We start from the raw sequence: 25,939 nt of genomic DNA on the forward strand, positions 1-25,939 counted from the left end.
GGGTCGCCGTGCTGCTCGGCGCGGCCATCGCCCTGGTGATCATCCGCAAGCTGCGCTTGACGCTCGGTGCCGAGCCGGACGAAGTGGCCCGCGTGATCAACAACCTGGCCGGTGGCGACCTCGGGCAGGTGATCGTCACGCCGTTCCCCAATAGCGTCATGGGGGCGACGGCTAGGATGGCCACGCAGCTGACGGCGATCATCGCCGAAGTGCGCGCCGCGGCCGACGGCGTCGGCAGCGCCTCGCGCGAGCTGCTGACCTCGTCGGCCAGCAGCCACCAGCAGATCCAGCAGCAGTCGGCCGAGGCCGAGCAGGTGGCCACCGCGATCAACCAGATGGCGACCACGGTGAACGAGGTTGCCGGTTTTGCCGCCCGCGCGGCCGCCGCGGCGCGCAGCGCCGACGAGCAGGTCGGCACCGGCACGCGCATCGTCGGGGAAACGGCCGCCTCCATCCATGACCTGGCGCGGGTGTTGGAAAGCGCCACGGACACCGTCGCCCAGGTCTCGGCGCAGAGTGGCGACATCGAGAAGATCCTGCAGGTCATCACCGCCATCGCCGAGCAGACCAACCTGCTGGCGCTCAATGCGGCCATCGAGGCGGCGCGGGCCGGCGAGCATGGCCGTGGCTTCGCCGTGGTCGCCGACGAGGTGCGCTCGCTGGCCAATCGCACGCAGCAGTCGTCCAGCGAGATCAGCGAGATGATCGCCTCCCTGCAGGCCGGCGCCGGCCGCGCCGTGCAGGTGATGCAGTCGAGCCGGCAGCTGGCACAGCAGACCGTCGAGCAGACGCTGCAGGCCGAACATGCGCTGGCCAGGATTGGCCAGGAGGTCGGCTCGATCAACGAGATGAACGCACAGATCGCCACGGCAGCGGAGGAGCAGAGCGCGGTGGCCGAGGAGGTCAACCAGAGCGTGACGCGCATCCACGATTCGACGGTGACCAGTTCGGCGGCCTCCAACCAGGTCGCCGCCTCCAGCCAGGACCTGACCTCGCTGGCGCAGGACCTCAATCGCAAGGTGGGCTACTTCCGCGGCTGATCGACGCCGGCCCCGCCCGCCCGGGATGCGCGCCTGGCAGAACGCTGGGCCGCGCACCATCCGGCGCTTCGGCTGGCAAACGGGCGGACCGTCGCTACGCTGAAGCAGGCTGCACTCGCATTGCCCGGCAGGCAGCCGGGACCGCCATAACAACAAGAGGACCGCCCGACCGCGGCGGTGCCAGGAGGTGCGTGCCATGAAGACCTTTCCCCTGACCCTGGGCGCCTTGCTCGCCCTCGGCTGTGCCGCTGCCAGCGCCGCGCCGACCAGCGACGAAGCGCTGGAGCGCATGCGCTCGATGAAGACCACCGGCCAGTCGCTGGAGATGAAGACGATCCCCCAGGATGGCTCGACCGCCGAGGCCATCCGCGCGAACCTCAAGCGCATCAAGCTGCCCGAGGGCTTTCGCATCGACCTCTACGCCGTGGTGCCGGACGCGCGGCACATGGCGGTCGGGCCGTCCAGCGGGGTGGTCTTCGTCGGCACCCGCAAGACCGACCTCTGGGCCGTCACCGACCGCACCAAGAACCGCACCGCCGACGAGGTCAAGCGCTTCGCCCCGGCGATCTCCTTCACCCAGCCGGGGCCCTGCTTCAGCCCGGATGGCTTCCTCTTCGTCGCCGAGCACAACCGCGTGCTGGTGTTCCCCGCCGCCGAATTCTTCTACGAGGGCCCGGACGTCGCCGCCGACATCGTGGTGCCGACCGGCAAGCTGATACCCACGGACGAGGAGAGCTACAACCACGGCGCGCGGGTCTGCGCCATCGGCCCGGACAACAAGCTCACCGTTTCCCTCGGCCAGCCGCACAACGTGCAGCCCAAGGACAAGCGCGAGCTGTACGAGCAGCACGGCATCGGCGGCATCGTGCGCATGGAGCGTGACGGCAGCAAGCGCGAGGTCTACGCCACCGGCGTGCGCAACTCGGTGGGCATCACCTACCACCCGACCACCAAGGAGCTGTGGTTCACCGACAACCAGGTCGACGGCATGGGCGACGACATTCCGCCGGGCGAGATCAACCACGCGCCGAAGGCCGGCATGAAGTTCGGCATGCCCTGGTTCGGTGGCGGCCAGGTGCGCACCAAGGAGTACGCCGACGAAACCCCGCCCGACGGCCTGACCCCGCCGGTGGTGGAGACCACCGCCCACGCCGCCGACATGGGCCTGACCTTCTACACCGGCAAGCAGTTTCCCGAGCAGTACCGTGGCGGGCTGTTCAGCGCCCAGCGCGGCAGCTGGAACCGCACCGTGCCGGCCGGCGCGCGGGTGATGTTCACGCCGTTCGCGGCCGATGGCAGCGGCCCGTCCGGGGAGACCATCCCGTTCGCCGAGGGCTGGCTGGACGAGGAAACCGGCGAGTACTACGGCCGCATCGTCGACGTCGCCCAGCTCAAGGATGGCTCGCTGCTGGTCAGCGACGACACCGCCGGGGCGATCTACCGCATCTCCTACCAGGGCAAGTGAGCCGCCGCGCCGGCCCGCGCGGGCCGGCGCCTGTTTCGAGGAATCCTGCATGCCGAGCATTTCCGATCCGCGCCGCGGGTTGTCGCGGGCGCTGCCGCTGTGGCTTTGCCTGGCCGCCCTGCCGTTGCAGGCCGCCGACCTCGCCGCGGCCAAGGCCAAGGCGAAGATGTGCGCCGCCTGCCATGGCATCGACGGTATCGCCAAGGTCGCCGACGCGCCGAACCTGGCCGGCAACGGCCAGCTCTACCTGGCCCGCCAGCTGCAGGCGTTCCGCGCCGGTGAGCGCAAGCACCCGCAGATGAGCGTGATCGCCGCAGGCCTGAGCGACGCCGACATTGCCGCGGTGACCACCTGGTATTCGTCGATCAAGGTCAGCGTCGAGCTGCCGCAGTGAACGCCGGCGGCGCTGCGCTGGCCTAACGGTCGACGCAACCCAGGAGCGCGAACATGACCTTTTCCATCGTCGCCCGCTGCCCGCGCAGCGGGCAGTTCGGCGTCGCCGCGGCCACCGCCATGCCGGCGGTCGGCAAGCTGCTGACCCACGCCGCGGCGCATGTCGGCGCGGTGGCGACCCAGGCGCAGATCAACCCGTACCTGGGCATCGACGGGTTGCGCTTTTTGCGCGAGTTCAGCCCGGCCGCCGAGGTGCTCGAACGGTTGCGGCGCACCGACCCCTGCATGGAACTGCGCCAGTGTGCGGTGATCGACGGCCAGGGTCGCACTGCCTGCTGGACCGGCGAGCGCTGCCTGCCCTGGGCCGGCTCCATCGCCGGCGAGCAGTTCTGCGTGCAGGGCAACCGGCTCAAGGGGCGCGCCGTGCTCGAGGCCGCCTGCGCGGCCTACCTCGGCAGCGCGCGGTTGCCGCTGGTGGAGCGCCTGATGGCGGCGCTGGAGGCCGGTGACGCCGAGGGTGGCGACCGCCATGGCGAGTCCTCGGCGACGGTGTACGTGGTCGACCGGGAGCAATATCCGCTATGGGATATCCGCGTCGACCATCATCCTGATCCGTTCGCCGAGCTGCGCCGGTTGCACGAGGTGTTCGCCCGGGCGGTGGTGCCGGAGATCCTCGCCATGCCGACCCGCGCCAACCCGGCCGGTACGACGGGCGAGGAGAGCATCTGAGCCGCATGCGGCCGGGCGCGGCGAACTATGCTTCGGGCAGTGGCCATGCCTGTGCACTGGCCGATTGCCGCGGAGCCGCCGATGCGCATCCTGCCGATCCTCCTGCTGGCCCTGCTGGGTGGCTGCGCCAATATCTGGCGCCTGGAGAACGGGCCGCTGGTGGCCTTCAGCGAGTCCGTCCACGAGGCGCCGGAGCCGCGCTACACCATGCTCTGGATCGACTTGCGGAAGAAGACCGATGCCCGCGTGCTCGCCGCGCGGATCAAGCTGGCCGAGCAGGCGCCGCTGACCGCCATCGGCGCGCTGCAACCGGCGTTCGTCGCCCGGTACCTGCCGCCCTTCGTGCCGCCGCAGCAGTGGCCGGAGGTGATCCGCGAGAAGGCGCGCCGGGATGACAGCTACGAGGGCGGCGGCATCTACGTGAGCTTTCGCCAGGGCCGGCTGGTGTACGTCAGCCTGGTGTCGCGCCAGGGCGACCAGCGCTTCGCCCCACGCGTCGCCGCGCCCGGCTCGGCCGAACTGCTGAGCCTGCCGCTCAGCCGCGCGCAGATGGAACAGGTGTTCGGCGCGCCGCGGCGGGTCTACCGGGTCTCGGAGGTGCGCTACTAGGCGGGCGGCCGGTTGACCGCGCGTCCTTACGGCGTAAACCTGAAGTTAATAAAGCAATGATTCTGCGTCGGCTAATCGCTCCACGTTAATTCCATATACTCGCCCGGCGATGCCATGTCGCCGGAACCTGCAGGCATGCGCAGGCCGGGGGACGACGAGCGGCCCCGGCGCTGTGCCGTCCGGCTCGCTCCACAGGCACGGGCATCGCAGGCGAGCCTGAGCGCCGGCCAGCGCCGGACGCAGGCCAATCAATAAAAACAAAACACCGTGGAGACTCCTTCGCACGAAGGAGGAAAAGCATGAGTCCTATCGAGATCACGCTCTACCTGCTGCTGTTCGCGACCCTGATGTTCGTCTGGGAACGCATTCCCCTCGCCCTGACGGCGATCATCGTCTGCCTGGCGCTGGTGCTCACCGGCGTACTCGATGCGAAGGTCGCCTTCAACGGCTTTATCAACACCAACGTCATTCTCTTCGTCGGCATGTTCATCGTCGGCGGCGCGCTGTTCCAGACCGGCATGGCCAACCGCATCGGCGGCCTGGTGACCCGTTTCGCCCGCACCGAACGCCAGCTGATCGTGGCGATCATGCTGATCGTCGGCGTGCTCTCCGGGGTGCTCTCCAACACCGGCACGGCGGCCGTGCTGATCCCGGTAGTGATCGGCATCGCCGCCAAGTCCGGCTTCTCGCGCTCGCGCCTGCTGATGCCGCTGGTATTCGCCGCGGCGATGGGCGGCAACCTGTCGCTGATCGGCGCGCCGGGCAACCTGATCGCGCAGAGCGCGTTGCAGCAGATCGGCCAGGCGTTCAGCTTCTTCGAATACGCCAAGATCGGCCTGCCGATCCTGGTCGGCGGCATCCTCTACTTCGCTCTGTTCGGCCATCGGCTGCTGCCCGCCGGCAACGCCCAGGCGGCAAGCGAGGTGGTCGGCAAGCCGCGCGATTTCAGCGAGGTACCCAGGTGGAAGCAGCTGACCTCGCTGGCGGTGATGCTGGCGACCATTCTCGGCATGGTCTTCGAGAGCGCCATCGGCATCCCGCTGCACATCACCGCCTGCATCGGCGCGGCCTTCCTGGTACTGGTCGGCGTGCTGACCGAGAAGCAGGCCTACCAGTCGATCGACACCCAGACCATCTTCATCTTCGGCGGCACCCTCGCGCTGGCCACGGCGCTGGAGCAGACCGGCGCCGGCACCCTGGTGGCCTCGACCATCATGGACGCGCTGGGCAGCACGCCGTCGCCCGCGCTGCTGCTGATCGTCATCTTTACGATCTCCTGCGTACTGACCAACTTCATGTCCAATACCGCGACCACCGCGCTGCTGGTGCCGATCGGCATGTCGATCGCCGCCAACCTGGGCGCCGACCCGCGCGCCGTGCTGATGGCCATCGTGATCGGCGGCTCTTGTGCCTACGCCACGCCGATCGGCATGCCGGCCAACCTGATGGTGCTCTCGGCCGGCGGTTACCGCTTCGTCGACTACGTCAAATGCGGGCTGCCGCTGATCCTGGTGGCCGGCGCCATCGCCATCCCGCTGTTGCTACTGCTGTTCCCCTTCTTCCCGTCCTGATCGCGCCGCTTGCGCCCGGCGCCCGGTCCTGCAAGGCAGGACCGGGCGTTGGTCTTTCTGCGCAGTGCCCCGCGGCAGCCGGGGCCGCCGCGACGCGGCGCTCACTCGTGCACGTCGAGGAATTCGCGGGCCCAGGCCAGGTAGTCGTCCGGCTGGCTGTAGCGCGCCACCAGTTCGGAGGCGCCGGCCGGCTCGGCGGCGGCCAGCCCGCGCTGCGCGCGCAGGCTGTCGTAGGTGGCCTTGACCGCCGCGAAGTAGGCGCCATGCCCGTTCACCACCAGGCGCACGCCGAGTTCGGCGAGCTGCCGGCCATCCTGCAGCACCGGATTGCCGTAGGCGATCAGCATCAGCGGCAACTGCAGCCCTTCGGCAAGCTGCTGCAGATGGGCGATGTCGCGCACGCCGATCAGGCAGATGCCGTCGGCGCCGGCCTGCTGGTAGGCCTGGATGCGCTGCACCGTCCGGGTCGTGTCCTGCACGCCGGCGTGGGTGCGCGCGATCAGCGCCAGCGCCGGATCGGTGCGGGCCTGGCGGGCGGCGCGCAGCTTGCCGACGCCCTCCTCGACGCTGATCAGGTCGTGGGAGCGGCGCCCGAAGGCCGCCGGCAGCAGGGTGTCCTCGAGGGTCAACGCGGCGACGCCGGCGCGCTCCAGCTCGGCGACCGTGCGCATGACGTTCAGCGCATTGCCGTAGCCGTGGTCGGCATCGGCGATCACCGGCAGGCGCGCGACGCGGCCGATGCGAGTGGCCTGCTCGACGAACTCGCCGAGGGTGAGCAGCGCCACGTCCGGCGCGGCGAGCACCTGCAGCGAGGCGACCGAGCCGCCGAGGATGCCGACCTCGAAGCCTAAGTCCGCGGCGATGCGTGCCGAGAGGGGATCGAACACCGAGGCGGTGTGATGGCAGGTCGGGCCCGACAGCAGCGCGCGAAAGCGCTGGCGCAGGGCAGGGTGGGAGTCGTGATGCATGATGAGGTCCTGGGAAGGCTCGCTCGCGCGGGGCGGTGGGACGGCGCAGGGGCAGGTCGCATGCCGGGGGCTGGCAGGCGCGGGCGCGGCTCGGCACGCCGGGGAGCGGAGGGGAAGAAAAGTGCGCGCGCTGACCGCGCGCACCTGTCGCTTACTTGATGAAACGCACCTGGCTGTTGATCTTCTCGATGATCGAGCCCTTCTTCTCGTTGAAGCGCGCCTTGTTCTGCTCGAACAGGTTGTTGCCCTTGGTATCGATGGAGATGATCAGCGGTCCGAACTCGCGCACGCGGTTCACCCAGAGGGTTTCCGGCATGCCCAGGTCCTGCCATTCGGCGCGTTCGATCGCCTCGACCTTGGTCGCCGCGAGCACCGCGCAACCGCCGGGGAATACCGCGTGCACCGCCTTGTTCTCCAGGCAGCCGGTGGTGGTTTCCGGGCCCATGCCGCCCTTGCCGATGATCAGCTTGACGCCGGTTTCCTCGATGAACTGCTTCTCGAACTTCTCCATGCGCATGCTGGTGGTCGGGCCGATGGAAACCATCTCGAAGCTGCCGTCGTCCTTGGTGCGCACGATGGGCCCGGCATGGAAGATCGCCCCGCCGCGCAGGTCCACCGGCAGCTCGCGCTTGAGCTCGATGAGCCGGCGGTGCGCGACGTCGCGGCAGGTCACCAGCTGGCCGGTCAGGTAGACCACGTCGCCGACATTCAGCGAGGCCAGGTCTTCGTCCTTGATCGGAGTAGAAAGGATCTTCTTCACAGCACTACTCCTTCGTGGGAGAGGATCTCGTAGGAGAGGTCGGCGTTGATGCGGATCTTGCCGCGGCGGTGCGCCCAGCAGCCGGTGGACACGGCGACGCCGATGGTCGAGGGATGGCGCGCCGAGGATTCGATGTTCACGCCCATCACGCTGCTGTTGCCGGTCAGCCCCTGCGGGCCGATGCCCACCTCGTTGAGGCCATCTTCGAGGAGCTTTTCCATCAGGGCCGCGTTGGCGTTGGGATGGCTGGAATCCACCGGGCGCAGGATGGCCCGCTTGGACAGGCGCGCCGCGGTCTCCACCGAGGTGGACACGCCGACCCCGACCAGCAGCGGCGGGCAGGCGTTGACGCCGCGCGAGGTGATCACGTCGAAGACGAACTCGGTGACGCCCTCGTAGCCCTGGCCGGGCATCAGCACCTTGGCCGAGCCGGGCAGGGTGCAACCGCCGCCGGCCATGTAGACGTCGATCAGCGCGTAGTCGGCGTCGGGGATGATTTCCCAGTCCAGCCAGGGAATCTTCGAGCCGGTGTTGGTGCCGGTGTTCTTCTCGTCGAAGGTTTCCACCGCGTTGTGGCGCAGCGGGCCTTTTTTGGTGGCTTCCAGGGTGGCGTTCTGCAGGATGTCTTCCAGCTCGCCGAGCAGCGGGAAGTGCGCGCCGGCGGAGATGAAATACTGGATCACCCCGGTGTCCTGGCAGCTCGGGCGGTCCAGCTTGTCGGCGTAGTCCTGGTTCTCGGCCATCGAATCGTAGACGGCGATGGCCAGCGGGTTGGTTTCTGCCTCGCGCAGCTTGGCGGTCTTGGCCTTCACGTCGGTGGGCAGGCGTTTGCCGATATAGGCGGTGAACTTGGCCATCACGTCGGTGAGTGACTGAACGGCTGATTCTCTTTCCACTTGTTGTTCTCCTCATCGCTCACAGGGCGGGCGGACGCCCTGCCGGGTCTTCACGCAAAGCAGGGCGTGGCGCCGTGCACGATGGGGACGATAATGCCTTTGCTGAAATGCTGTAATACAATGAATTTCAATTCATTAGTTCTTGCAGGTTACCTATGAATGCGGTTTCCGAGCTGGCCTTCTTCACCCTGCTGGTGCGCCTGGGCAGCCTGGCCGCCACGGCGCGCGAGCTGAACCTGACTCCGCCGGCCGTCTCCAAACGCCTGGCGCAGCTCGAGCAGCGGCTCGGCGTGCGCCTGCTCAACCGCACCACGCGCAGCATCAGCCTGACCAGCGAGGGCGAGGTCTACCTGCGCAATGCCCGGCGCATCCTCGAGGAGATCGAGGAAATGGAGCGCCAGGTGTCCAGCAGCCGTGCGGCGCCGCGCGGGCTGCTGCGGGTCAACGCGCCGCTGGGGTTCGGCCGCACCCACATCGGCCCGGCGATCTCTTCCTTCGTGCAGCGCTACCCGGAAGTGGAGGTGCAGCTGCACCTGACCGACCGGCCGATCAACCTGCCGGACGATGCCATCGACGTGGCGATCCGCTTCGGCGAGTTGCCCGATTCGCGGCTGATCGCCCGCAAGATCGCCACCAACCGTCGCCGCCTGTGCGCCGCGCCGGCCTATCTGGATCGTTGCGGCCGTCCGCAGGTGCCGCGCGACCTGCTCGGCCACAACTGCATCGTGCTGCGCCAGAACGATGCGGCGTTCGGCATCTGGCGGCTGAGCCGCGGCAAGCAGAGCGAGGCGCTCAAGGTGCGCGGCGGGCTGAGCACCAACGACGGCGAGGTGGCGCTGAACTGGGCGCTGGACGGCCACGGCATCCTGCTGCGCGCGGAATGGAACCTGGCCAGCCATCTGCGCAGCGGCCGCCTGGAGGAAGTGCTGGGTGACTACCAGACCGAGCCGGCGGACATCTACGCCGTCTATCTGGAGCGGCTGAACCTCTCGGCCAAGGTTTCCTGCTTCATCGAGCATCTGCGTGAATTCTTCCGCGGCGCCGCCGATGCGCCGGACGGCAGTCTCGCCGCCTGGCAATGACTCGCCCGGCGGCGGCGCGTCGCAGGTGGCGGCGCCTGCCGGGTCGCCCAGCCTGTGCTTTGCTGAGCAGATAACAGGCTTACCAGGAGCGGGACTGCCATGCAGGTCATTCCGAGCATCTGCACCTTCTGCGGCGTCGGCTGCGGCCTCGGGCTGCGCGTCGAGGGCGGCCGCGTGGTCGGCGTCGAGCCGCAGCCGGGGCATCCGGTGAGTGCCGGGCAGCTGTGCGCCAAGGGCTGGGCCAGCGGCTTTGCCATCGACGCCGGCAACCGCCTGCGCACGCCGCTGATCAAGGAGCACGGGCAGTTCCGCGAAGCCGGCTGGGACGAGGCGCTGGCGCTGGTGGCCAGCGAGTTCCGTGCGGCGCTGGAAGCAGTCGGGCCGGACGGCGTCGGGGTGATCAGCTGCGCCCACGCCACCAACGAGGATAACTACGCCGCGCAGAAATTCGCCCGCGCGGTGCTCGGCACCGCCAACATCGATCATTGCGCACGTATCTGCCACAGCCCCTCGGTGGCCGGGCTCGGCCGCAGCCTGGGCTCCGGGGCGATGACCAATTCGATCGCCGACATCGACGAGGCCGAGCTGATCCTGGTGATCGGCGCCGACGTCAGCGAGAACCACGCGATGATCGGCGCGCGCATGCTCAGGGCGCAGGCCCGCGGCGCCCGGCTGATCGTCGTCGACCCGCGGCGCACCCGCCTGGCACGGCTGGCCGACCAGCACGTGCAGCTGCGCGTGGGCAGCAACATCGCGCTGCTCAACGGGCTCTTGCACATCATCTTCGCCAACGGCTGGGAGGACCGCGCCTTCCTCGCCTTTCGCTGCGCCAACGAGGCGGCGCTGCGCGCCCATGTGCGCGCGCTGACCCCGGAGCTGACCAGCGCGCAGACCGGCGTGCCGGTGCTGGCGCTCTACGAGCTGGCGCGCGCCTACAGCCAGGCGCGGCGCGCCTTCATCGCCTACGGCATGGGCATCACCCAGTTCCAGAGCGGCACCCACAACGTCATCGCGGTGGCCAACCTGGCGCTGGCCTGCGGTCAGCTCGGCCGGCCCGGCACGGGGGTCAACCCGCTGCGCGGGCAGAACAACGTGCAGGGTGCCTGCGACATGGGCTGCCTGCCGGACGTCTATCCGGGCTACCAGAAGGTCAGCGACCCGGAGGTGCGCGAGAAATTCGCCCGCGCCTGGGGCGTGGCGCAGCCGCCGGCGCCCGGGCTGACCTCGCTGGGCATGAGCGAGGCGGCGCTGCGCGGCGAGTTCCGCGCGCTGATGGTGCTCGGCGAGGAGCTGGTGGTCACCGACCCGGACCAGCACAAGCTGGCCCGGGCGCTACAGGCGCTGGATTTCCTGGTGGTGGTCGAGCTGACCCTGAGCGAGACCGCGCGCTTCGCCGACGTGGTGCTGCCGGCCGCGTCGTTCGCCGAGAAGGACGGCACCTTCAGCAACTGCGAGCGGCGCATGCAGCTGCTGCACAAGGCCATCGAGCCGCCTGGGCAGGCGCGGGCGGACTGGCAGATCCTCGCCGCGCTGGCCGAGCGCATGGGCTACGCAGGGATGCGCTGGGCCAGTGCCGAAGAGGTGTTCGCCGAGATGGCGGCGCTGGCGCCGCCGTTCAGCGCCATCAGCCACGCGCGGCTGGAGCAGGCGGGTGGGCTGCAATGGCCGTGCGACGAGGCGCACCCGGACGGCACGGCGATCCTGCACCGGCACTGCTTCCCGCGCGGGCGGGCGCAGCTGATTCCGGTGTCGCAGGTCGAGCCGGACGAGTGCCCGGATGCCGACTACCCGTTCTGCCTGACCACCCAGCGCCTGCATTTTCACTACGGCGGCGGGGCGATGACGCGCAAGTCGCCGCTGCTGGAACGGGAGATTCCCGCAGGATTGCTGTTCATCCACCCGCAGGACGCCGCCCGGCTGGGCCTGGGCGAGGCGCAGGGGGTGCGTGTGGCGTCGCGCCGCGGCGCGCTCGAGACCCGTGCGCACCTCACCGACGACGTGCCGCCGGGCACCGTCTCCATGCCCTATCACTTCCGCGAGGCGCCCTGTAACCGCCTGACCAATAGCGCCCAGGATCCGATCAGCCACATGCCGGAGCTCAAGGCCTGCGCGGTGGCGCTGCTGCCCTTGCCGCCCGGCCAGGCGCCGCGCATCGAGCTGGAACGTCCGCAGGAGGCCGAATATGCAGGCCTATGAGCTGGATAGCCCCGAGCGGCTGCGCAATCATCTGGCACGCGAGCGGCTGCTCTACCAGCCGCAGGCGGACGGGCAGGGCGCGCTGCGCTGGCAGCGCCTGGACGATCCGGCGCAGCCCTTCGTGGTGCCGGCCGAGCCGCCGGTGTTCTCCGCCAAGGCGTTCTTCTTCGCCGAGCGCGAGGCGCTGTTCCGCTACGAGAACGGCCGTTTCATCGCGCTGGTGCCCGAGGCCCGCCCGCAGGTGCTGTTCGGCCTCGCTGCCTGCGACCTCACCGCCGTCGCCTATCAGGACCGCTTCTTCGCCGTCGACCCGCACTACCAGGCGCGCCGCGCGGCGACGCTGCTGGTCGGCCTCGATTGCGCGCACAGCTGCCGGCACGGCTTCTGCGCGATGATGGACAGCGGCCCGGAGGTGCGCGCGCAGACCGCCGACCTGATCCTCTGCCCGCTGGCGCAGCGCTGGCTGCTCCTGGTCGCCTCCGAACGCGGCGCCGAGGTGCTCGCCGGGCTGGCGCTGCAACCTGCGCCGGCGGACTGGGCGCAGCAGCGCGACGCCCAGGCCTTGCAGGTGGCCGTCGAGCAGGGCGAACAGGAAGAAATCGCCCTCGGCTGCGCGGCGCTCAATGGCGAGACGGTGGACAGCCAGGCCTGGGAGGCGCTCGGCCTGCGCTGCCTGGGCTGCTCGGGCTGTACCTCGGTGTGCCCGACCTGTTCCTGCTTCGCGCCGCTGCAGCAGCCAAGCGCGGGTGGCGTGGTGCAGGAGCGCGTGTGGGATTCCTGCCTGTACCAGGGCTTCCAGCAGGAGGCCAGCGGGCACAACCCCGGCGCGACGCCCGGCCAGCGCGTGCAGCGCTTCTGGTACCACAAGTTCGGCGAGGATTTCCGCCAGCGCTTCGGCCGCGACGGCTGCGTCGGCTGCGGGCGCTGCGATGCGGTGTGCCCCGGCGGCATCGGCGTGCACCAGGTGATGAAGAGGATCGGCGAGCCATGATCGACCTGACCCCGCGGCCGCTGCGCCTGCTGGAGTTCTACGAAGACGGCGAGGCGGCGCGACACTTCAGCTTTGCCGTCGAGCCGTTGGCCGGCGAGCCGGCGGCGCAGCCGGGGCAGTTCTTCATGCTCGCCGTGCCCGGCGTCGGCGAGGCCGCCTTCACCTATGTCAGCCCGCCGGATGCCGAAGGGCGCTTCAGTGCGCTGATCCGCCGGACCGGCACGCTGACCGCCGCGCTGTTCGCCCTCGCGCCGGGCGCCGTGCTCGGCTATCGCGGGCCGTTCGGCCGTGGCTGGCCAGCCGCCGGGCCGGGCGAGCGGTTGCTGCTGGTGGCCGGTGGTTGCGGGCTGGCGCCGCTGGCCGGGGTGATCGACAGCGCCGCCGGCGAGCTGCAGCTGATCTACGCCGCGCGCAACCGCGCCTACCAGGTACTGGCGCGCGAACGGGCGCGGTGGCATGAGCGACATGCGCTGGTCGAGACGCTGGACCAGGGCGATGACGGCCGGCCGCAGGGTCATCCGCTGGAGGCACTGGCGCGGGTGCTTGACGAAGATGGGCTGCCGGCCAAGGTGCTCTGCTGCGGGCCGGAGCCGCTGATGCTGGCGGTGGCGCGCGGCTGCATCGACCACGGCCTGCCGGCCAGCCGGATCTGGCTGTCGCTGGAGCGGCGCATGCATTGCGGGGTGGGGCTGTGCGGGCATTGCTACATCGGCAGCAGCTACGCCTGCGTGGACGGGCCGAGCTATCGCTACGACGAGTACCTGCGGCTGCTGGCGGCCAGCGGGCAGGCGGCGGCGACGGCCCTGCCGCCGCAGCCCTGCTGAGCCTGGCTGGCGTCGTTCAGTCGCGTTGCCAGTTCACGTCGACGAAATATTCCTCGTTGTTGTAGTGGATCTTCAGCTCGCCGTCGTAGGCCGCCTCCAGCGCATGGCCGATGCGCTGCGCCAGGTGCATGCCGGTGGTGGTCACGTCCAGGCCGTCGGTGCTGTCGCTGATGGCGATCAGCCGTTCCAGCGGGTGCTCGCTCTTTTCCAGCTCCTCGGTGTTGCGCACCAGCCCGCACAGCTCGTCGGCGTGCTGCCTGACGAAGGCGCCGCGCAGGCGGATCGTGCCGGCCGGCACGTTCTCGGCGATGCGCTGGCAGGCCGGGCAGGTGGCCTCTTCCGCGCTGCTCGCGTCGACCAGGCCGTGCCAGGTCCAGCGCCCGGCCTGGTAGGCCGCGCCGCACTGCGGGCACAGCGTGTCGCTGCGCTGGTGCCAGGGCTTGAGGTAGGGGTCGTGGTGTTCGGGTTTGAGCAGTTTGTCGCTGATGCTCTGGCGATGCTTGTCCATGTCGGGGCCTCGACCGGGGGAGTGTTGATGGCTCTTTCAGCGTAGTCCAGCGGCGCTGCCGTGCAGCTCGTCCAGGCGTGAGGCAAGGTGCCGCGGATTTGCCGACGGCGGCGCATTCCTGGGCCAGACTCAGAAGACCGACCCGCCTTGCCAGGAGCCCGCCATGTCCGTGCGCATTCCCTTCCCCGACCGAACCTACGCCGGCCAAGCGCTGGCCGAGCGCCTGGCCCGGCAGGGCGACTGGCCGGGCGCGCTGGTGCTGGCCCTGCCGCGCGGCGGCGTGCCGGTGGCCTACGAGGTCGCCGAACGGCTCGGCCTGGAGCTGGACATCCTCGTCGTGCGCAAGCTCGGCGCGCCGGGCAACCGCGAGCTGGCCATGGGCGCCATCGCCAGTGGCGGGGTGCAGGTGATGAACGAGGACATCGTCCGCCTGATGCACATCTCGCAGACCGACATCGCCGCCACCGTGGCCGCCGAGACCGCCGAGCTGCACCGCCGCGAGGGCGCCTACCGGGGTGAGCGGCCGCGCCCCGGGGTGGCCGGGCGGGCGGTGATCCTGGTCGACGACGGCCTGGCCACCGGCGCCACCATGCGCGCCGCGGTACAGGCCGTGCGTGCGCTGGGGGCCGCGCGGGTCGTCGTCGCGGTGCCGGTGGCCGCGCCGGAGAGCGCGGCGCAGCTGGAAGACCTGGCCGACGAAGTGGTCTGCCTGCACCTGCCGGTGGACCTCCTGGCCATCGGCCGCTGGTACGCGAACTTCGAGCAGACCGCCGACGACGAGGTGATCGGGCTGCTGCAGCGCGCCTGGCAACGCGCGGTGCCGCGGCGATGAGCGCGCATGGCACGCCGCTGCAGTTCAACCTCGGCAGGGTGCGCCTGCACGGCGATCTCAGCGTGCCGGCCGGGGCTGCCGGCCTGGTGGTGTTCGTCCACGGCAGCGGCAGCAGCCGGCACAGCCCGCGCAACCGCAGCGTGGCGCAGTACTTCAACGAGCGCGGCCTGGCGACCCTGCTGTTCGACCTGCTGACGCTGGCCGAGCAGCCGATCGACGAGCTCACCCGCCAGCTGCGCTTCGACATCCCGTTGCTCAGCGAGCGGCTGACCGGCGTGCTCGACCGGCTGCAGGAGGACGCCAGCCTGCGCGCGCTGCGCATCGGCCTGTTCGGCGCCAGCACCGGTGCCGCCGCGGCGCTGATCGCCGCCGCTGCGCGGCCGGCGGCGGTCGCTGCGGTGGTGTCGCGCGGCGGGCGGGTGGACCTGGCGGCCGATGCACTGGAGCAGGTCGGTGCGCCGACGCTGTTCATCGTCGGCGGGCGCGACTACGAGGTGCTGCGGCTCAACCGCGAGGCCGCCGAGCGGCTGCGTTGCCCGTACCGGCTGGCGGAGGTGGCGGGCGCCACCCACCTGTTCGACGAGCCGGGCACCCTGGAGGAGGTGGCGCGGCTCGCCGGCGACTGGTTCGTCGCGCACCTGGCGCGCTGAGTGCGGACGTGCCGCGCCTGGCGCCCGGGCGTGGGCTCAGGCGCGACCGAGGTCGCCGAGCAGGTCGGCCTGGACGATCTCGATCCAGTAGCCGTCCGGGTCGCGGATGAAGGCGACGTGCTTCATGCCCTTGTCCAGCGTCTTGACGAAGGACACGTCCAGCTGCGCGAAACGCGCACAGGCGCGCTCGATGTCCGGCACCGAGAAGCAGATATGGCCGAAGCCGCGCGGCTCGGCGTTGCCGTTGTGGTACTGGCTGTCGTCGGACTCGGTGCCCCAGTTGTGAGTCAGCTCCAGCACCGACTGGCGGCCGAAGGCGTAGCGCTGGCGCTCGGCGACGTCCTCGGGTACCGCTTCGCCACGGGTCATGGCCAGGAAGTACAGCGAGAAGCGCGCCTGCTCGAAGTCCAGCCGGCGCAGCAGGCGCATGCCCAGCACGCGGCTGTAGAAGTCCAGCGAGCGCTCCGGGTCCTTGACCCGCAGCATGGTGTGGTTGAGGACGTAATCCTGGGTCTCGGCGTCCGGCTGTTGGCAGACGCCTGGCTGGTATTCGGTATTGAACGGCATGCCGCTTTCTCCGTCGGGCTGTGCAAGGCAGGCCATTCTAGGAGGGCGCGGCAGGCCGGCTGGTAGCACCCGGGTACTACGCCGGACCGGCGGCGTTCAGGCCTGCACGGCGCTGCGCCGCGTGCGGCCGGGGATGGCCAGCAGCTCGAGGGTGCGTGCCGACTGGCGGCCGTGGGTCAGGTACACGGTGCAGACCACGCGCAGCATCGAGGCCAGGTTGCCGACCTCGCCACGCCGGCGGATCACCTCGCCGTACAGTTGGTTGATGAACTGCGGCACGCCGTAGCCCTCGCCGGCGGCAATTTCCTCGAGGATCGACCAGAACTCGCGCTCCAGGCGCACGCTGGTCACCGCGCCCTGCAGGCGGATCGAGCGCGTCTGGTGCTCGTAGAGGGACGGGTCGGTGGAGGAGTAGAGGTTGCACATAGCGGCTCCGAGGCTCGGTTGCGCCGTCCTGGCGGGATCGCGGATCGCCCGGTGCGCTCGGCGGCCGGGGCTGTGGGGGTTATGACCATATCGGGTATCGCAACGCTCCGCCAACCGCCGAACGTAGTAGACCAGTGTTACCCGCCGCCGCCGGGCGCTGCCTAGGATGGCTGCCAAGGCAGACTCGTCCCGTCCTGCCCACAAGAACAACAAGAGGAGACATGCCATGAGCGAGATGACGCTCAATCGCCGGCGCTTCCTGCAGGGCGCCGGCAGCGTGCTGCTGGGTACCCTGCTGTTTGTCAACGGCCCGGTGGCGCTGGCCGCACCGACGCACAGCTGGTCGCTGCCGCTGACCCGCCTGAGCGGCGACCAGGCCGAGCGGCTGCTGGTCATGGTCCGCCGGCTCTACCCCCACGACAGCATGGAAGATGCCGTCTACGCCCTGGTGGTCAAGGAGCTGGACAGCCGCGCCGCCGCCGACCCGGGCGTCGCCGAGCTGCTGGCCAGCGGCGTCGCCACGCTCGATCGCGAGGCGGGCGGCGATTGGCGCACGGCCGAGGTGAAGCGCCAGCTGGCGATCCTCGGGGCGATGGAGGGGCAGCCCTTCTTCACCCAGGTGCGCAGCGTCGCGGTGGTGGCGCTGTACAGCAACGAGCTGGCCTACCTGCACTTCGGCTACGAAGGTGCGTCCTACCCCAAGGGCGGTTACCTGCATCGCGGCTTCAACGACCTGTCCTGGCTTCCCGATCCGCCGGTGAAAGCCAGCCCGAAGCCCTTTGCCTGAGGTGACCCCAGATGACGACCTATCAGTATGACGACGATTCGGTAGTGGTAATCATCGGCTCCGGTGCCGGTGGCGGCACCCTGGCCAACGAGCTGTGCCAGAAGGGCGTGCCGGTGGTGCTGCTCGAGGCCGGCAAGCGCGAGTCCCCGGCGACCTTCATCAACGACGAGTGGCCCTCGTTCAGCCAGCTGAGCTGGAGCGACCCGCGCACCACCTCCGGTTCCTGGCGCATCGCCCGTGACTTCCCCAACCTGCCGGCCTGGATCTGCAAGACCGTCGGCGGCACCACCACGCACTGGGCCGGTGCCAGCCTGCGCCTGCAGGAGCACGAGTTCCGTGCCCGCGACACCTACGGCGCGATCGACGGCGCCGACCTGCTCGACTGGCCGCTGACCCTCGAAGACCTCGCGCCGTACTACGCGCGCGCCGAGGACAAGATGGGCGTGACCCGCACCAACGACATCCCCGGGCTGCCGGGCAATAACAACTTCAAGGTGATGTACAACGGCGCCACCAAGCTCGGCTACCAGCACTGCTCCACCGGACGCATGGCGATCAACAGCCAGCCGCGCCACGGGCGTCCCGGTTGCCAGCAGCTGGGCTTCTGCTTCCAGGGCTGCAAGATGGGCGCGAAGTGGTCGACGCTGTACACCGAGATCCCTGCCGCCGAGGCTACCGGCAAGCTGGAGCTACGTACCCAGGCGCAGGTGCTGCGCATCGAGCACGACGCCCGCGGTCGTGCCAGCGCGGTGGTCTACGCCGACGCCAACGGCCAGCTGCAGCGGCAGAAGGCGCGGGTGGTGGCGGTGGCCGGCAACGCCATCGAGACGCCGCGCATGCTGCTCAACTCGCAGTCGAGCCTGTTCCCCCAAGGCCTGGCCAACGGCTCGGGCACGGTCGGGCGCTACTACATGCGCCACACCACCGGCTCGGTGTTCGCCGAGTTCGACGAGCCGGTGCACTTCTACCGCGGCACCATCATGGCCGGGATCATCAGCGACGAGGTGGTGCATCGCCCCGAGCGCGGCTTCGCCGGCGGCTACGAGATGGAGACGCTGTCGCTGGGCCTGCCGTTCATGGCGGCGTTCTTCGACCCGGGCGCCTGGGGCCGCGACTTCGCCAGCGTGATGGACCGCTACACGCACCTGGCCGGCATGTGGATCGTCGGCGAGGACATGCCGCGGCCGACCAACCGCATCACCCTCAACGACGAGGTGCGCGACGCCTGGGGCCTGCCGGTGGCCAACGTGCACTACGACGACCACCCCAACGACCAGGCCATGCGCGAGCACGCCTATCGCCAGGGCGAGGCGGTCTACCAGGCGGTCGGCGCGACCAGGACGCACCGCCTGCCGCCGTTCCCCTCGACGCACAACCTGGGCAGCTGCCGAATGAGCGCGAAGGAGAGCGACGGGGTCTGCAACGGCTACGGGCAGAGCCACGAGGTGGCCAACCTGTTCATCTCCGATGGCAGCCAGTTCACCACCAGTGCGGCGGAAAACCCCACGTTGACCATCGTCAGCCTGGCCATCCGCCAGGCCGACTACATCGCCGAGCAGTTGCGCACTCGCGCGGTGTGACAGCCCCTGGCGCCGCCGCCCGGCGGCGCCGGTCTGTGCCGGGTGCGGCGGCTTTCCCCGCGCCGCCGCCAGGCGCAGCGGCAAACTGCTGCAACGCTCGCGAGTGGACAGCACCGAACTCTTGACCTCGACTGTTAAACAAAAGAGGTCAATGAATCGGGAAATCCACATGGCGCATTCCTCCTCACCGTCCGGCCTGCACGCGCTCGGCTGGCTGCTGGCCGGCGCCGCGCTGTGGGCGCTGTTCAGCGGCGGCGATGGCTGGCTGCTGGGCCTGCCCACGGTGTTGCTCGCCACGCTGCTCGCCCTGCGGCTGGGGCGGCGGCCGCTGCGTTTGCGCTGGCGCGCGCTGCCGGGCTTTCTCGCCTTCTTCCTGCGGCACATGCTGCTGGGCGGCTGGGATGTGGCCTGCCGCGCCCTCGGCCCGCGCGGGCGGGTCGCCCCGCAATGGCACGACTACCGGCTGGGCGAGGGCTCGCCGCGCGTGCGCCTGCTGCTTTCGGCGCTGGTCGGCCTGCTGCCGGGCACCCTGGCCTCGCGGGTCGATGGCGACACCTTGCGCGTGCACGTGCTCGACAGCCACCAGCCCTGGCAGCCGACCGTGAAGGCGCTGGAGCGGCGCCTGGCCGCGCTGGTGCAGCCGGAGCCCGGCACATGATCCTGTTCGCCGGCCTGCTGCTGCTGACCCTGCTGATCGGCCTGGTGCGCGTGCTGCGCGGGCCGGGGCGGGTCGACCGGCTGCTGGTGATCCAGTTGTTCGGCACCACCGGCACCGCCGTGCTGCTGGTGCTGGCCCAGCAACAGGGCCAGCCGGCGCTGCGCGACGTGGCGCTGCTGCTGGCCCTGCTCGCGGCCATGGCCAGCGCCGCGCTGGTGCAGCTGCTGCGCCGGAGTCGTCATGGCTGAGCTGCTGCAGGCGCTGAGCTGGCTGCCGCTGGGCGCCGGGCTGCTGTTCTTTGCCGCCGGCAGCCTCGGCCTGCTGCGCTTTCCCGATGCGGTCAGCCGCCTGCATGCGCTGACCAAGGCCGACACCCTCGGCCTGGGGCTGGTGGTCTGCGGGCTGGCGCTGCGTGCCGAGGGCCTGCTGGAGGTCGTCCAGATGCTGCTGATCTGGCTGCTGGTGCTGGCCTCGGGCGCGGTCGCCTGCCAGTTGCTGGCGCGCCAGACCGAGGAGGATGGCGATGGCTGACTGGCTGCTCGACGGCACCCTCGGCCTGCTGCTGCTCGGCCTCGCCGGCGGGGCGCTGCATGCGCGCCAGCTGTACGCCGCGGTGCTGCTGTTCATCGCCTTCGGCCTGGTGCTGGCGCTGGTCTGGGCGCGCCTCGGCGCGGCGGACCTGGCCCTGGCCGAGGCTGCCATCGGCGCCGGGCTGACCGGCGTGCTGCTGTTCACCGCGCTGGCCGGGCAGCCGCTGGAAGGCAGCGAGCCGCGCCTGCCGCGCCGCCAGCGCCTGGCGGTGGCGGGCGTCCTGCTGCCGCTGTTCTGGCTGCTGGGCGATGCCGTGGCGCCGCTGGCCGACGGGCATTCGGCGCTGCCGGTGCTGATCGCCGCGGCCGTGCCGGACAGCGGCGTGAGCCATCCGGTGACCGCGGTGCTGCTCAACTTCCGCGCCTGGGACACCCTGCTCGAGCTCGCCGTGCTGCTGCTGGCGCTGATCGGCGCTCGGCAGCTGGGCCCGGCGCGGCTGGAACTGAGCCGGCCCTGGCCGCTGCTGCAGGCCTGGGGGCCGGCGCTGGCGCCCCTGCTGGTGCTGGCCGGCGGCTATGTGCTCTGGCGCGGCGCGGCCTCGCCCGGCGGTGCGTTCCAAGCCGGTGCGGTACTGGCCGCCGGCATCGTCCTGCTGCGCCTGGCCGAGGCCTTGCCGGCGCTGGGCTGGCGGCACTGGCCGCTGCGCCTGGCGGTGCTCGGCGGGCTGCTGCTGTTCGTCGCGGTCGCCGCGCTGTGCGCCTGGTTCGGCCGCGGCTGGCTGAGCTACCCGGTGGGCTGGGCCAAGCCGCTGATCCTTGCCATCGAGGCCGCCGCGACCCTGGCCATCGCCTGCAGCCTGGCGCTGCTGGTGATCGGCGATGCGCCGGAGCCGCCGCGATGAACGCCAGTCTCTGGTGGATGCTCACCGGCCTCGCGCTCTGGCTGCTCGGCCTGCACGGTTTGCTTACCCTGCGCCAGGCGCTGCGGCGCATCATCGCGGTGAACCTGATGGGCAGCGGCGTGTTCCTGCTGCTGATCGCCCTGGCGCTGCGCAGCCGGCCGCTCGACCCGCTGCCGGTGGCGCTGGTGGTGACCGGCCTGGTGGTGGCGGTCAGCGCCACGGCGCTGGCCCTGCGCCTGGTCAACGGCCTGGCCCAGGGCGGGGACCAGCCATGAATGCCGCGCTGGCGGGCCTGCTGCTGCCGCTGGCTGCCGGCCTCGGCTTGTTGCTGCTGCGCCCGCGACGGCCCGGGCGCTGGGTGGTGGCGGTCGCCGCGCTGGGCGTGCTGGCGGCGGCGCTGGCGCTGCAGCAGGCCATGGCCCAGGGCGACCAGCAGCTGCTCGTCGGCGGCTGGGCTGAGGGCCTGGCGATCCGCCTGCGGCTGACCCCGCTGGCGGCGCTGCTGCTGCTGTTCAGCGCCACCCTGCAGCTGCTGGTGGCGCTCTATGCCTCGCGCATCGCGCATGCCGCCGGCAATCCGGACTACTGGCCGCTGTCCTGCCTGCTGCAGGCGGCGCTGGCCGCGCTGTGGCTGTCGGCGGACCTGTTCAACCTCTACGTCACCCTCGAGCTGCTGGCGCTGTGCGCGGTGGCGCTGGTCGCCCTGGCCGGGCGCAGGGCCTGGCGCCCGGCGCTGAACTACCTGCTGCTGTCGCTGGCCGGCTCGCTGGCCTACCTGCTCGGCGTGGCGCTGCTCTACGGGCGCTACGGCACGCTGGATATCCCGCTGCTGGCCGCCGCCGCCGAGCCCGACCGGGCCACCGCCATGGCCCTGCTGCTGGCCAGCCTGGGGCTGATGCTCAAGGCGGCGCTGTGGCCGCTGCACCTGTGGCTGCCGCCGGCCCACGCGGCGGCGCCGACGGCGGTCAGCGCGCTGCTCTCGGCGCTGGTGGTCAAGGGGCCGCTGTACATCCTCTGGCTGCTGTGGAGCGAGATCGCCCCGCCGGCGCTGGGCCAGGCGGCGGGCCCGCCGTTCGCCCTGGCCGGCGTGCTGGCGCTGGCCGCCGGTGGCTGGTCGGCGTTGCGCGCGCCGCTGCTCAAGTCGCTGGTGGCCTTTTCGACGGTGGCGCAGCTGGGCTACGCGCTGCTCGCCCTGGGCCTGTTGCTGCACCTGCAGGAGCCGCGCCTGCATGCCGCGCTGTGGCTGTTCGTGCTGGCCCACGGGCTGGCCAAGGTGTCGATGTTCCTCGCTGCCGGCGAGCTGAAGAGCATCCTCGGCAGCCGGCGGGTCAAGGGCATCAAGGGTGCCAGCCAGAACCTGCCGGTGGCGCTGACCGCGTTCGCGGTGGCCGGCGGCAGTCTGATCGGCCTGCCGCCCAGCGGCGGCTTCCTGGCCAAGTGGCTGCTGCTGCAGCCGCTGCTGGCCGAGCCGCGCCACTGGCCATGGGCGCTGGGCATCCTGCTCGGCACGCTGCTGTCGGCGGCCTATGTGTTCCGCGTGGTGGCCCACGGCTTCGACCGCGCGCGGCCGAACCCGCCGAGCATCCGCCCCGATCGTCTGGCGCAATGGCTGGCGCTGCTGCCGGCGCTGCTGGTCTGGGGGCTGGCGCTGATCAGCGAGCCGCTGCTGCTCTGGCTGGGAGGGCTCGGCCGATGAACTGGCAGGGCCTGTTGCCGCTGGGCATCGTGCTCAGCTCGCTGCTGCCGGGGCTGGTGATCTTCACCCTGCGCGAGGACCAGCAGCGCCTGCGGGTGACGCTCAACCTGCTCGGCGTGACGCTCAAGCTGATGCTGGTGGGGCTGATGCTCTACGGCGTCAGCCAGGGCGCCGAGTACCGCTTCGAGCTGCCGCTGCTGCCGGGCGCGCCGCTGGTGCTGCAGGGCGATGCGCTGTCGCTGCTGTTCGTCGCGCTGTCCTCGCTGCTGTGGGCGGCGACGACCGTCTATGCCATCGGCTACCTGGAACGCTCGCCGCTGCGTTCGCGCTTCTTCGGCTATTTCAGCCTGTGCGTCAGCGCCACCGTGGGCATCGCCCTGGCCGGCAACCTGGTCAGCTTCCTGCTGTTCTACGAGCTGCTGACCCTGGCCACCTTCCCGCTGGTGGTGCACCGCGGCACGCCGGAGGCGCTGGCCGCCGGGCGCGTCTACCTGGCCTACACCGTGGGCGGCGGCAGCCTGGTGCTGATGGGCGTGGCGCTGCTGCACAGCCTGGCCGGCACGCCGGACTTCCAGGCCGCCGGCTACCTGCTCGACGAGGTCGGTGAGCACGAGGTGGCGCTGCGCGTGGCCTTCGTCCTGCTGATCCTCGGGCTTGGGGTGAAGGCCGCGCTGATCCCGCTGCACGGCTGGCTGCCGCAGGCGATGGTCGCGCCGGCGCCGGTCAGCGCGCTGCTGCATGCGGTGGCGGTGGTGAAGGCGGGGGCGTTCGGTATCGTGCGGGTGGTCTATGACGTCTTTGGTGCCGAAGCGCTGACCCGGCTGGATCTCACCAGGCCGCTGCTCTGGCTGGCCGCGGCCACCATCCTCTACGGCTCGCTGCGCGCCTTGCAGCAGCAGGAGCTGAAGAAGCGCCTGGCCTACTCGACCATCAGCCAGGTCTCCTACGTGACCCTGGGCGTGGCGCTGCTCGGGCCGATCGCCGCGGTGGGCGGGTTGGTGCACCTGGTGCACCAGGGGCTGATGAAGGTCACGCTGTTCTATTGCGCGGGCAACTTCGCCGAAACCCTGGGTATCCACCGCATCCGCGAGATGGATGGCGTCGGTCGGCGCATGCCCTGGACCATGGCGGCCTTCACCGTCGGCGCGCTGGGCATGATCGGCATCCCGCCGATCGCCGGCTTCATCAGCAAGTGGACGCTGGGCCTCGGCGCCCTCGAGGTCGGGCAGGACTGGGTGGTGCTTGTGCTGCTCGGCTCGGCGCTGCTGAATGCCGGCTACTTCCTGCCGCTGCTCTGGCGCGGCTGGTTCGCCGAGCCGGCCGACTGGCACGAGAACCGCTGGGCCGGGCGACGCCTGGAGACCCACTGGATGCTCCTGCTGCCGGCGCTGCTCACCGCGCTGCTGTCGCTGCTGGTCGGCCTGCTGGCGGCCACCGGGCTGAGCCCGCTGGGCTGGAGCCAGTTGATCGTCGAGCGGGAGTTCGCCCTGTGAGCGCCTGGCTCTGGTTGCTGGCGCCGTTCGCCCCGCTGCTGGCCGCGGCCCTGCTGCCGGTGCTGGGCCAGCGGCTGCTGCCCTGGTTGTGGCTGGCCTGCCTGCCGGCGCTGCTGGCGGCGTTGCAGCCACCGCCGGCGCTGGAACTGCCCTGGTTGTGGGAGGGTATCCGCTGGGGCGCGGGCGACCCGCTGACCCGCGCCTGGCTGGCCTTTGCCGCCGTGCTCTGGGGCTCTGCGACGGCGTTCGGCAGCCGCAGCCTGGCCGGCACGGCCCATGGCTTGCGCTTCTGGATGTGCTGGCAGCTGGCGCTGGCCGGCAACCTGCTGCTAATCGTCGCCACCGACGCGCTGAGCTTCTATCTCGGCTTCAGCGCCATGAGCCTGGCGGCCTACGGGCTGATCGTGCACCACGGCGGGCCGGCCCCGCGGCGCGCCGGGCGGCTCTACCTGCAACTGGCGATCTTCGGCGAGATGCTGTTGCTCGCCGGCCTGCTGCTGCGCAGCCATGCCAGCGGCCTCGCCTTCGACTTCGCCAGCTGGCAGACGCAGCCGGTCGACCACCTGACCCTGGCCCTGCTGCTCGCCGGCCTCGGCCTGAAGGCCGGCTTCTGGCCGCTGCACGTGTGGCTGCCGCTGGCGCATCCGGCGGCGCCGGCGCCGGCCAGTGCGGTGCTCTCCGGGGCGATGCTCAAGGCCGGGGTGCTCGGCCTCTGGCGCTGCCTGCCGCCGGCCGATCCGACGCTGCTGCAATGGAGCGCGCCGCTGCTCGCCGTGGGCCTGTTCGGCGCGCTGTATGCCGCGCTGCTGGGGCTGTGCGCCGGCAAGACCAAGGCGGTGCTGGCCTGGTCATCGGTCAGCCAGATGGGCTGGCTGCTGATGATCCTGGCGCTGGCCTGGGCCGGCGAGGGCGGTTCGGCGGCGCTCGGCACGCTGCTGCCGCTGTTCGGTGTGCACCACGGGCTGGCCAAGGGCGCGCTGTTCCTCGGCGCCGGCCTGGCCCACGAGCATCGCCTGCCACGCCTGGCCTGGCCGCTGCTGTGGCTGCCGGCGCTGGCGCTGATGGGGGCGCCGCTGAGCAGCGGCGCGGCGGTGAAATACCTGCTCAAGGAGGCCTGGCACGCCAGCGCCTTCGCCGCCTGGGCGCCGTGGCTGGCGCTGGCCAGCTGCGCCACGGCCGTCCTGCTGCTGCGTGCGCTCTGGCTGCTGCGCGCCGACCAGCGCGAGGCGCCAGCGCAGAGGCCGCCGCTGGCCTGCTGGTGGCCCTGGGCGCTGCTGTCGCTGGCGCCGCTGCTGTGGCCCTGGGCCTGGGCGCCGCTGCGCGAGCCGCTGTTGGCAGGCCTCGCTGGGCACGGGCTGTGGGCGGCGCTCTGGCCGCTGTTGCTGGCCGCCGTGCTCGCCGGGCTGGCCGTGCGCCGGCGCTGGCGTGTGCCGGCACGGCTGGCACGCCTGCCGAACCCGGCGCTGCGGGCCTCGCTGGCGGTGACCCGGCTGCTGCGCCGGCCGCCGCTGCCCGAGCCCGCCTGGCGCCCGGACCGGCCGCGCTGGCGCGCGCGGGAACGGCGCTGGAACCGCCTCTGGCGGCTGGACCCGCTGCCGCTGAGCGCCTGGCTGCTGGCCGCGCTGCTCTGGCTCGGCTGGTTCTGGTAGGCGGCTGGCTGGTCGGGCGAGCCGGTCGTCTGCCCGCGATCTTGTTACAGAACTTTTCTGACCCGGACCCGCTCCTATTTTTCGTGATGGCCAGGCGCCTGCCTTGCGCACAGGTCCACCCGGGATGCCAGGCAACA

Annotated in this window: 28 protein-coding genes; 22 read left to right on the forward strand and 6 right to left on the reverse strand. The window is 71.0% G+C overall.

The window, feature by feature from the left end; all coding sequences use genetic code 11:
* Positions 1 to 335 precede the first annotated feature (335 nt).
* The 6 genes from L3N39_RS18965 (at position 336) to L3N39_RS04360 (ending at position 5,807) form a co-directional block, all read left to right on the forward strand.
* Positions 336 to 1,040 carry a methyl-accepting chemotaxis protein gene (locus L3N39_RS18965; RefSeq protein ID WP_431978006.1) on the forward strand — a complete coding sequence of 235 codons (705 nt, stop codon included), beginning with the start codon at positions 336 to 338 and terminating at the stop codon, positions 1,038 to 1,040.
* 196 nt (positions 1,041 to 1,236) lie between these two features.
* Complete coding sequence (locus L3N39_RS04340; protein ID WP_237256063.1) at positions 1,237 to 2,505, forward strand: PQQ-dependent sugar dehydrogenase; 1,269 nt, start codon at positions 1,237 to 1,239, stop codon at positions 2,503 to 2,505.
* Positions 2,506 to 2,554: 49 nt separating this feature from the next.
* A complete protein-coding gene (locus tag L3N39_RS04345) occupies positions 2,555 to 2,899 on the forward strand; it encodes a c-type cytochrome (protein WP_237256064.1) in 345 nt (114 codons plus the stop codon).
* Between the two features lie 53 nt (positions 2,900 to 2,952).
* The gene (locus tag L3N39_RS04350; protein WP_237256065.1) at positions 2,953 to 3,627 is read left to right on the forward strand and encodes a DUF1028 domain-containing protein; all 675 of its coding nucleotides are present in this window, start codon (positions 2,953 to 2,955) and stop codon (positions 3,625 to 3,627) included.
* A gap of 81 nt (positions 3,628 to 3,708) precedes the next feature.
* Entirely contained in the window at positions 3,709 to 4,236 is a 528-nt protein-coding gene (locus L3N39_RS04355; protein ID WP_237256066.1) for a hypothetical protein, read from the forward strand.
* A gap of 299 nt (positions 4,237 to 4,535) precedes the next feature.
* Positions 4,536 to 5,807 carry an SLC13 family permease gene (locus L3N39_RS04360; protein WP_237256067.1) on the forward strand — a complete coding sequence of 424 codons (1,272 nt, stop codon included), beginning with the start codon at positions 4,536 to 4,538 and terminating at the stop codon, positions 5,805 to 5,807.
* A gap of 101 nt (positions 5,808 to 5,908) precedes the next feature.
* On the opposite strand, the gene L3N39_RS04365 is transcribed toward L3N39_RS04360, so the two are convergent.
* The 3 genes from L3N39_RS04365 to ttdA all read right to left on the reverse strand — a co-directional run bounded on the left by L3N39_RS04365 (position 5,909) and on the right by ttdA (position 8,431).
* Complete coding sequence (locus tag L3N39_RS04365; RefSeq protein ID WP_237256068.1) at positions 5,909 to 6,775, reverse strand: isocitrate lyase/PEP mutase family protein; 867 nt, start codon at positions 6,773 to 6,775, stop codon at positions 5,909 to 5,911.
* 151 nt (positions 6,776 to 6,926) lie between these two features.
* Complete coding sequence (ttdB, locus tag L3N39_RS04370) at positions 6,927 to 7,535, reverse strand: L(+)-tartrate dehydratase subunit beta (RefSeq protein WP_237256069.1); 609 nt, start codon at positions 7,533 to 7,535, stop codon at positions 6,927 to 6,929.
* The gene (gene ttdA / locus L3N39_RS04375; protein ID WP_237256070.1) at positions 7,532 to 8,431 is read right to left on the reverse strand and encodes a L(+)-tartrate dehydratase subunit alpha; all 900 of its coding nucleotides are present in this window, start codon (positions 8,429 to 8,431) and stop codon (positions 7,532 to 7,534) included. Before ttdA ends, ttdB begins: the two co-directional genes overlap by 4 nt.
* Before the next feature lie 155 nt (positions 8,432 to 8,586).
* Here ttdA and L3N39_RS04380 point away from each other — a divergent pair, with 155 nt between their 5' ends.
* The 4 genes from L3N39_RS04380 (at position 8,587) to L3N39_RS04395 (ending at position 13,524) form a co-directional block, all read left to right on the forward strand.
* On the forward strand, positions 8,587 to 9,513 hold the full coding sequence (locus L3N39_RS04380) for a LysR family transcriptional regulator (RefSeq protein ID WP_237256071.1): 927 nt from the start codon (positions 8,587 to 8,589) through the stop codon (positions 9,511 to 9,513).
* A gap of 99 nt (positions 9,514 to 9,612) precedes the next feature.
* Positions 9,613 to 11,709: a formate dehydrogenase subunit alpha gene (gene fdhF / locus L3N39_RS04385; protein WP_237256072.1), complete on the forward strand. Its 2,097-nt coding sequence runs from the start codon at positions 9,613 to 9,615 to the stop codon at positions 11,707 to 11,709.
* The gene (locus tag L3N39_RS04390; RefSeq protein WP_237256073.1) at positions 11,696 to 12,700 is read left to right on the forward strand and encodes a 4Fe-4S dicluster domain-containing protein; all 1,005 of its coding nucleotides are present in this window, start codon (positions 11,696 to 11,698) and stop codon (positions 12,698 to 12,700) included. Before fdhF ends, L3N39_RS04390 begins: the two co-directional genes overlap by 14 nt.
* Positions 12,697 to 13,524, forward strand: coding sequence for an FAD/NAD(P)-binding protein (locus L3N39_RS04395; protein ID WP_237256074.1), 828 nt, complete (start codon positions 12,697 to 12,699; stop codon positions 13,522 to 13,524). Before L3N39_RS04390 ends, L3N39_RS04395 begins: the two co-directional genes overlap by 4 nt.
* Positions 13,525 to 13,540: 16 nt before the next feature.
* On the opposite strand, the gene L3N39_RS04400 is transcribed toward L3N39_RS04395, so the two are convergent.
* Complete coding sequence (locus tag L3N39_RS04400; RefSeq protein WP_237256075.1) at positions 13,541 to 14,032, reverse strand: BCAM0308 family protein; 492 nt, start codon at positions 14,030 to 14,032, stop codon at positions 13,541 to 13,543.
* A gap of 163 nt (positions 14,033 to 14,195) precedes the next feature.
* Between L3N39_RS04400 and L3N39_RS04405 the strand changes: the two genes are divergently transcribed.
* Together L3N39_RS04405 and L3N39_RS04410 are read left to right on the forward strand one after the other, a co-directional pair.
* Positions 14,196 to 14,864, forward strand: coding sequence for a phosphoribosyltransferase (locus L3N39_RS04405; RefSeq protein ID WP_237256076.1), 669 nt, complete (start codon positions 14,196 to 14,198; stop codon positions 14,862 to 14,864).
* Positions 14,861 to 15,514, forward strand: a complete 654-nt coding sequence (locus tag L3N39_RS04410; protein ID WP_237256077.1) for a dienelactone hydrolase family protein — start codon at positions 14,861 to 14,863, stop codon at positions 15,512 to 15,514. Before L3N39_RS04405 ends, L3N39_RS04410 begins: the two co-directional genes overlap by 4 nt.
* 36 nt (positions 15,515 to 15,550) lie before the next feature.
* Here the strand turns inward: L3N39_RS04410 and gloA are convergent, their stop codons facing one another.
* Together gloA and L3N39_RS04420 are read right to left on the reverse strand one after the other, a co-directional pair.
* Positions 15,551 to 16,081 carry a lactoylglutathione lyase gene (gene gloA / locus L3N39_RS04415; RefSeq protein WP_237256078.1) on the reverse strand — a complete coding sequence of 177 codons (531 nt, stop codon included), beginning with the start codon at positions 16,079 to 16,081 and terminating at the stop codon, positions 15,551 to 15,553.
* A gap of 96 nt (positions 16,082 to 16,177) precedes the next feature.
* Positions 16,178 to 16,507 carry a ribbon-helix-helix domain-containing protein gene (locus tag L3N39_RS04420; protein ID WP_237256079.1) on the reverse strand — a complete coding sequence of 110 codons (330 nt, stop codon included), beginning with the start codon at positions 16,505 to 16,507 and terminating at the stop codon, positions 16,178 to 16,180.
* Positions 16,508 to 16,733: 226 nt separating this feature from the next.
* Here L3N39_RS04420 and L3N39_RS04425 point away from each other — a divergent pair, with 226 nt between their 5' ends.
* The 10 genes from L3N39_RS04425 to L3N39_RS04470 all read left to right on the forward strand — a co-directional run bounded on the left by L3N39_RS04425 (position 16,734) and on the right by L3N39_RS04470 (position 25,802).
* Complete coding sequence (locus L3N39_RS04425; RefSeq protein ID WP_237256080.1) at positions 16,734 to 17,294, forward strand: tat (twin-arginine translocation) pathway signal sequence; 561 nt, start codon at positions 16,734 to 16,736, stop codon at positions 17,292 to 17,294.
* 11 nt (positions 17,295 to 17,305) lie between these two features.
* The gene (locus L3N39_RS04430) at positions 17,306 to 18,874 is read left to right on the forward strand and encodes a GMC family oxidoreductase (protein ID WP_237256081.1); all 1,569 of its coding nucleotides are present in this window, start codon (positions 17,306 to 17,308) and stop codon (positions 18,872 to 18,874) included.
* 169 nt (positions 18,875 to 19,043) lie between these two features.
* A complete protein-coding gene (locus L3N39_RS04435; RefSeq protein WP_237256082.1) occupies positions 19,044 to 19,532 on the forward strand; it encodes a Na+/H+ antiporter subunit E in 489 nt (162 codons plus the stop codon).
* Complete coding sequence (locus tag L3N39_RS04440; protein WP_237256083.1) at positions 19,529 to 19,780, forward strand: MrpF/PhaF family protein; 252 nt, start codon at positions 19,529 to 19,531, stop codon at positions 19,778 to 19,780. The genes L3N39_RS04435 and L3N39_RS04440 overlap by 4 nt, the downstream gene beginning before the upstream one ends.
* Positions 19,773 to 20,063, forward strand: a complete 291-nt coding sequence (locus L3N39_RS04445) for a cation:proton antiporter (protein ID WP_237256084.1) — start codon at positions 19,773 to 19,775, stop codon at positions 20,061 to 20,063. Before L3N39_RS04440 ends, L3N39_RS04445 begins: the two co-directional genes overlap by 8 nt.
* The gene (locus tag L3N39_RS04450) at positions 20,056 to 20,964 is read left to right on the forward strand and encodes a hydrogenase subunit MbhD domain-containing protein (RefSeq protein ID WP_237256085.1); all 909 of its coding nucleotides are present in this window, start codon (positions 20,056 to 20,058) and stop codon (positions 20,962 to 20,964) included. The genes L3N39_RS04445 and L3N39_RS04450 overlap by 8 nt, the downstream gene beginning before the upstream one ends.
* Entirely contained in the window at positions 20,961 to 21,239 is a 279-nt protein-coding gene (locus L3N39_RS04455) for an NADH-quinone oxidoreductase subunit K (protein ID WP_237256086.1), read from the forward strand. Before L3N39_RS04450 ends, L3N39_RS04455 begins: the two co-directional genes overlap by 4 nt.
* The gene (locus tag L3N39_RS04460; protein ID WP_237256087.1) at positions 21,236 to 22,660 is read left to right on the forward strand and encodes a proton-conducting transporter transmembrane domain-containing protein; all 1,425 of its coding nucleotides are present in this window, start codon (positions 21,236 to 21,238) and stop codon (positions 22,658 to 22,660) included. Before L3N39_RS04455 ends, L3N39_RS04460 begins: the two co-directional genes overlap by 4 nt.
* Positions 22,657 to 24,153, forward strand: a complete 1,497-nt coding sequence (locus tag L3N39_RS04465) for a complex I subunit 5 family protein (RefSeq protein WP_237256088.1) — start codon at positions 22,657 to 22,659, stop codon at positions 24,151 to 24,153. The genes L3N39_RS04460 and L3N39_RS04465 overlap by 4 nt, the downstream gene beginning before the upstream one ends.
* Positions 24,150 to 25,802 (forward strand): proton-conducting transporter transmembrane domain-containing protein, encoded by a 1,653-nt coding sequence (locus L3N39_RS04470; RefSeq protein ID WP_237256089.1) that lies wholly within the window; start codon positions 24,150 to 24,152, stop codon positions 25,800 to 25,802. Before L3N39_RS04465 ends, L3N39_RS04470 begins: the two co-directional genes overlap by 4 nt.
* Positions 25,803 to 25,939: the final 137 nt, after the last annotated feature.

Origin of the sequence: Pseudomonas oligotrophica, assembly GCF_021726475.1 — a bacterium.
Lineage (GTDB): Bacteria > Pseudomonadota > Gammaproteobacteria > Pseudomonadales > Pseudomonadaceae > Stutzerimonas > Stutzerimonas oligotrophica.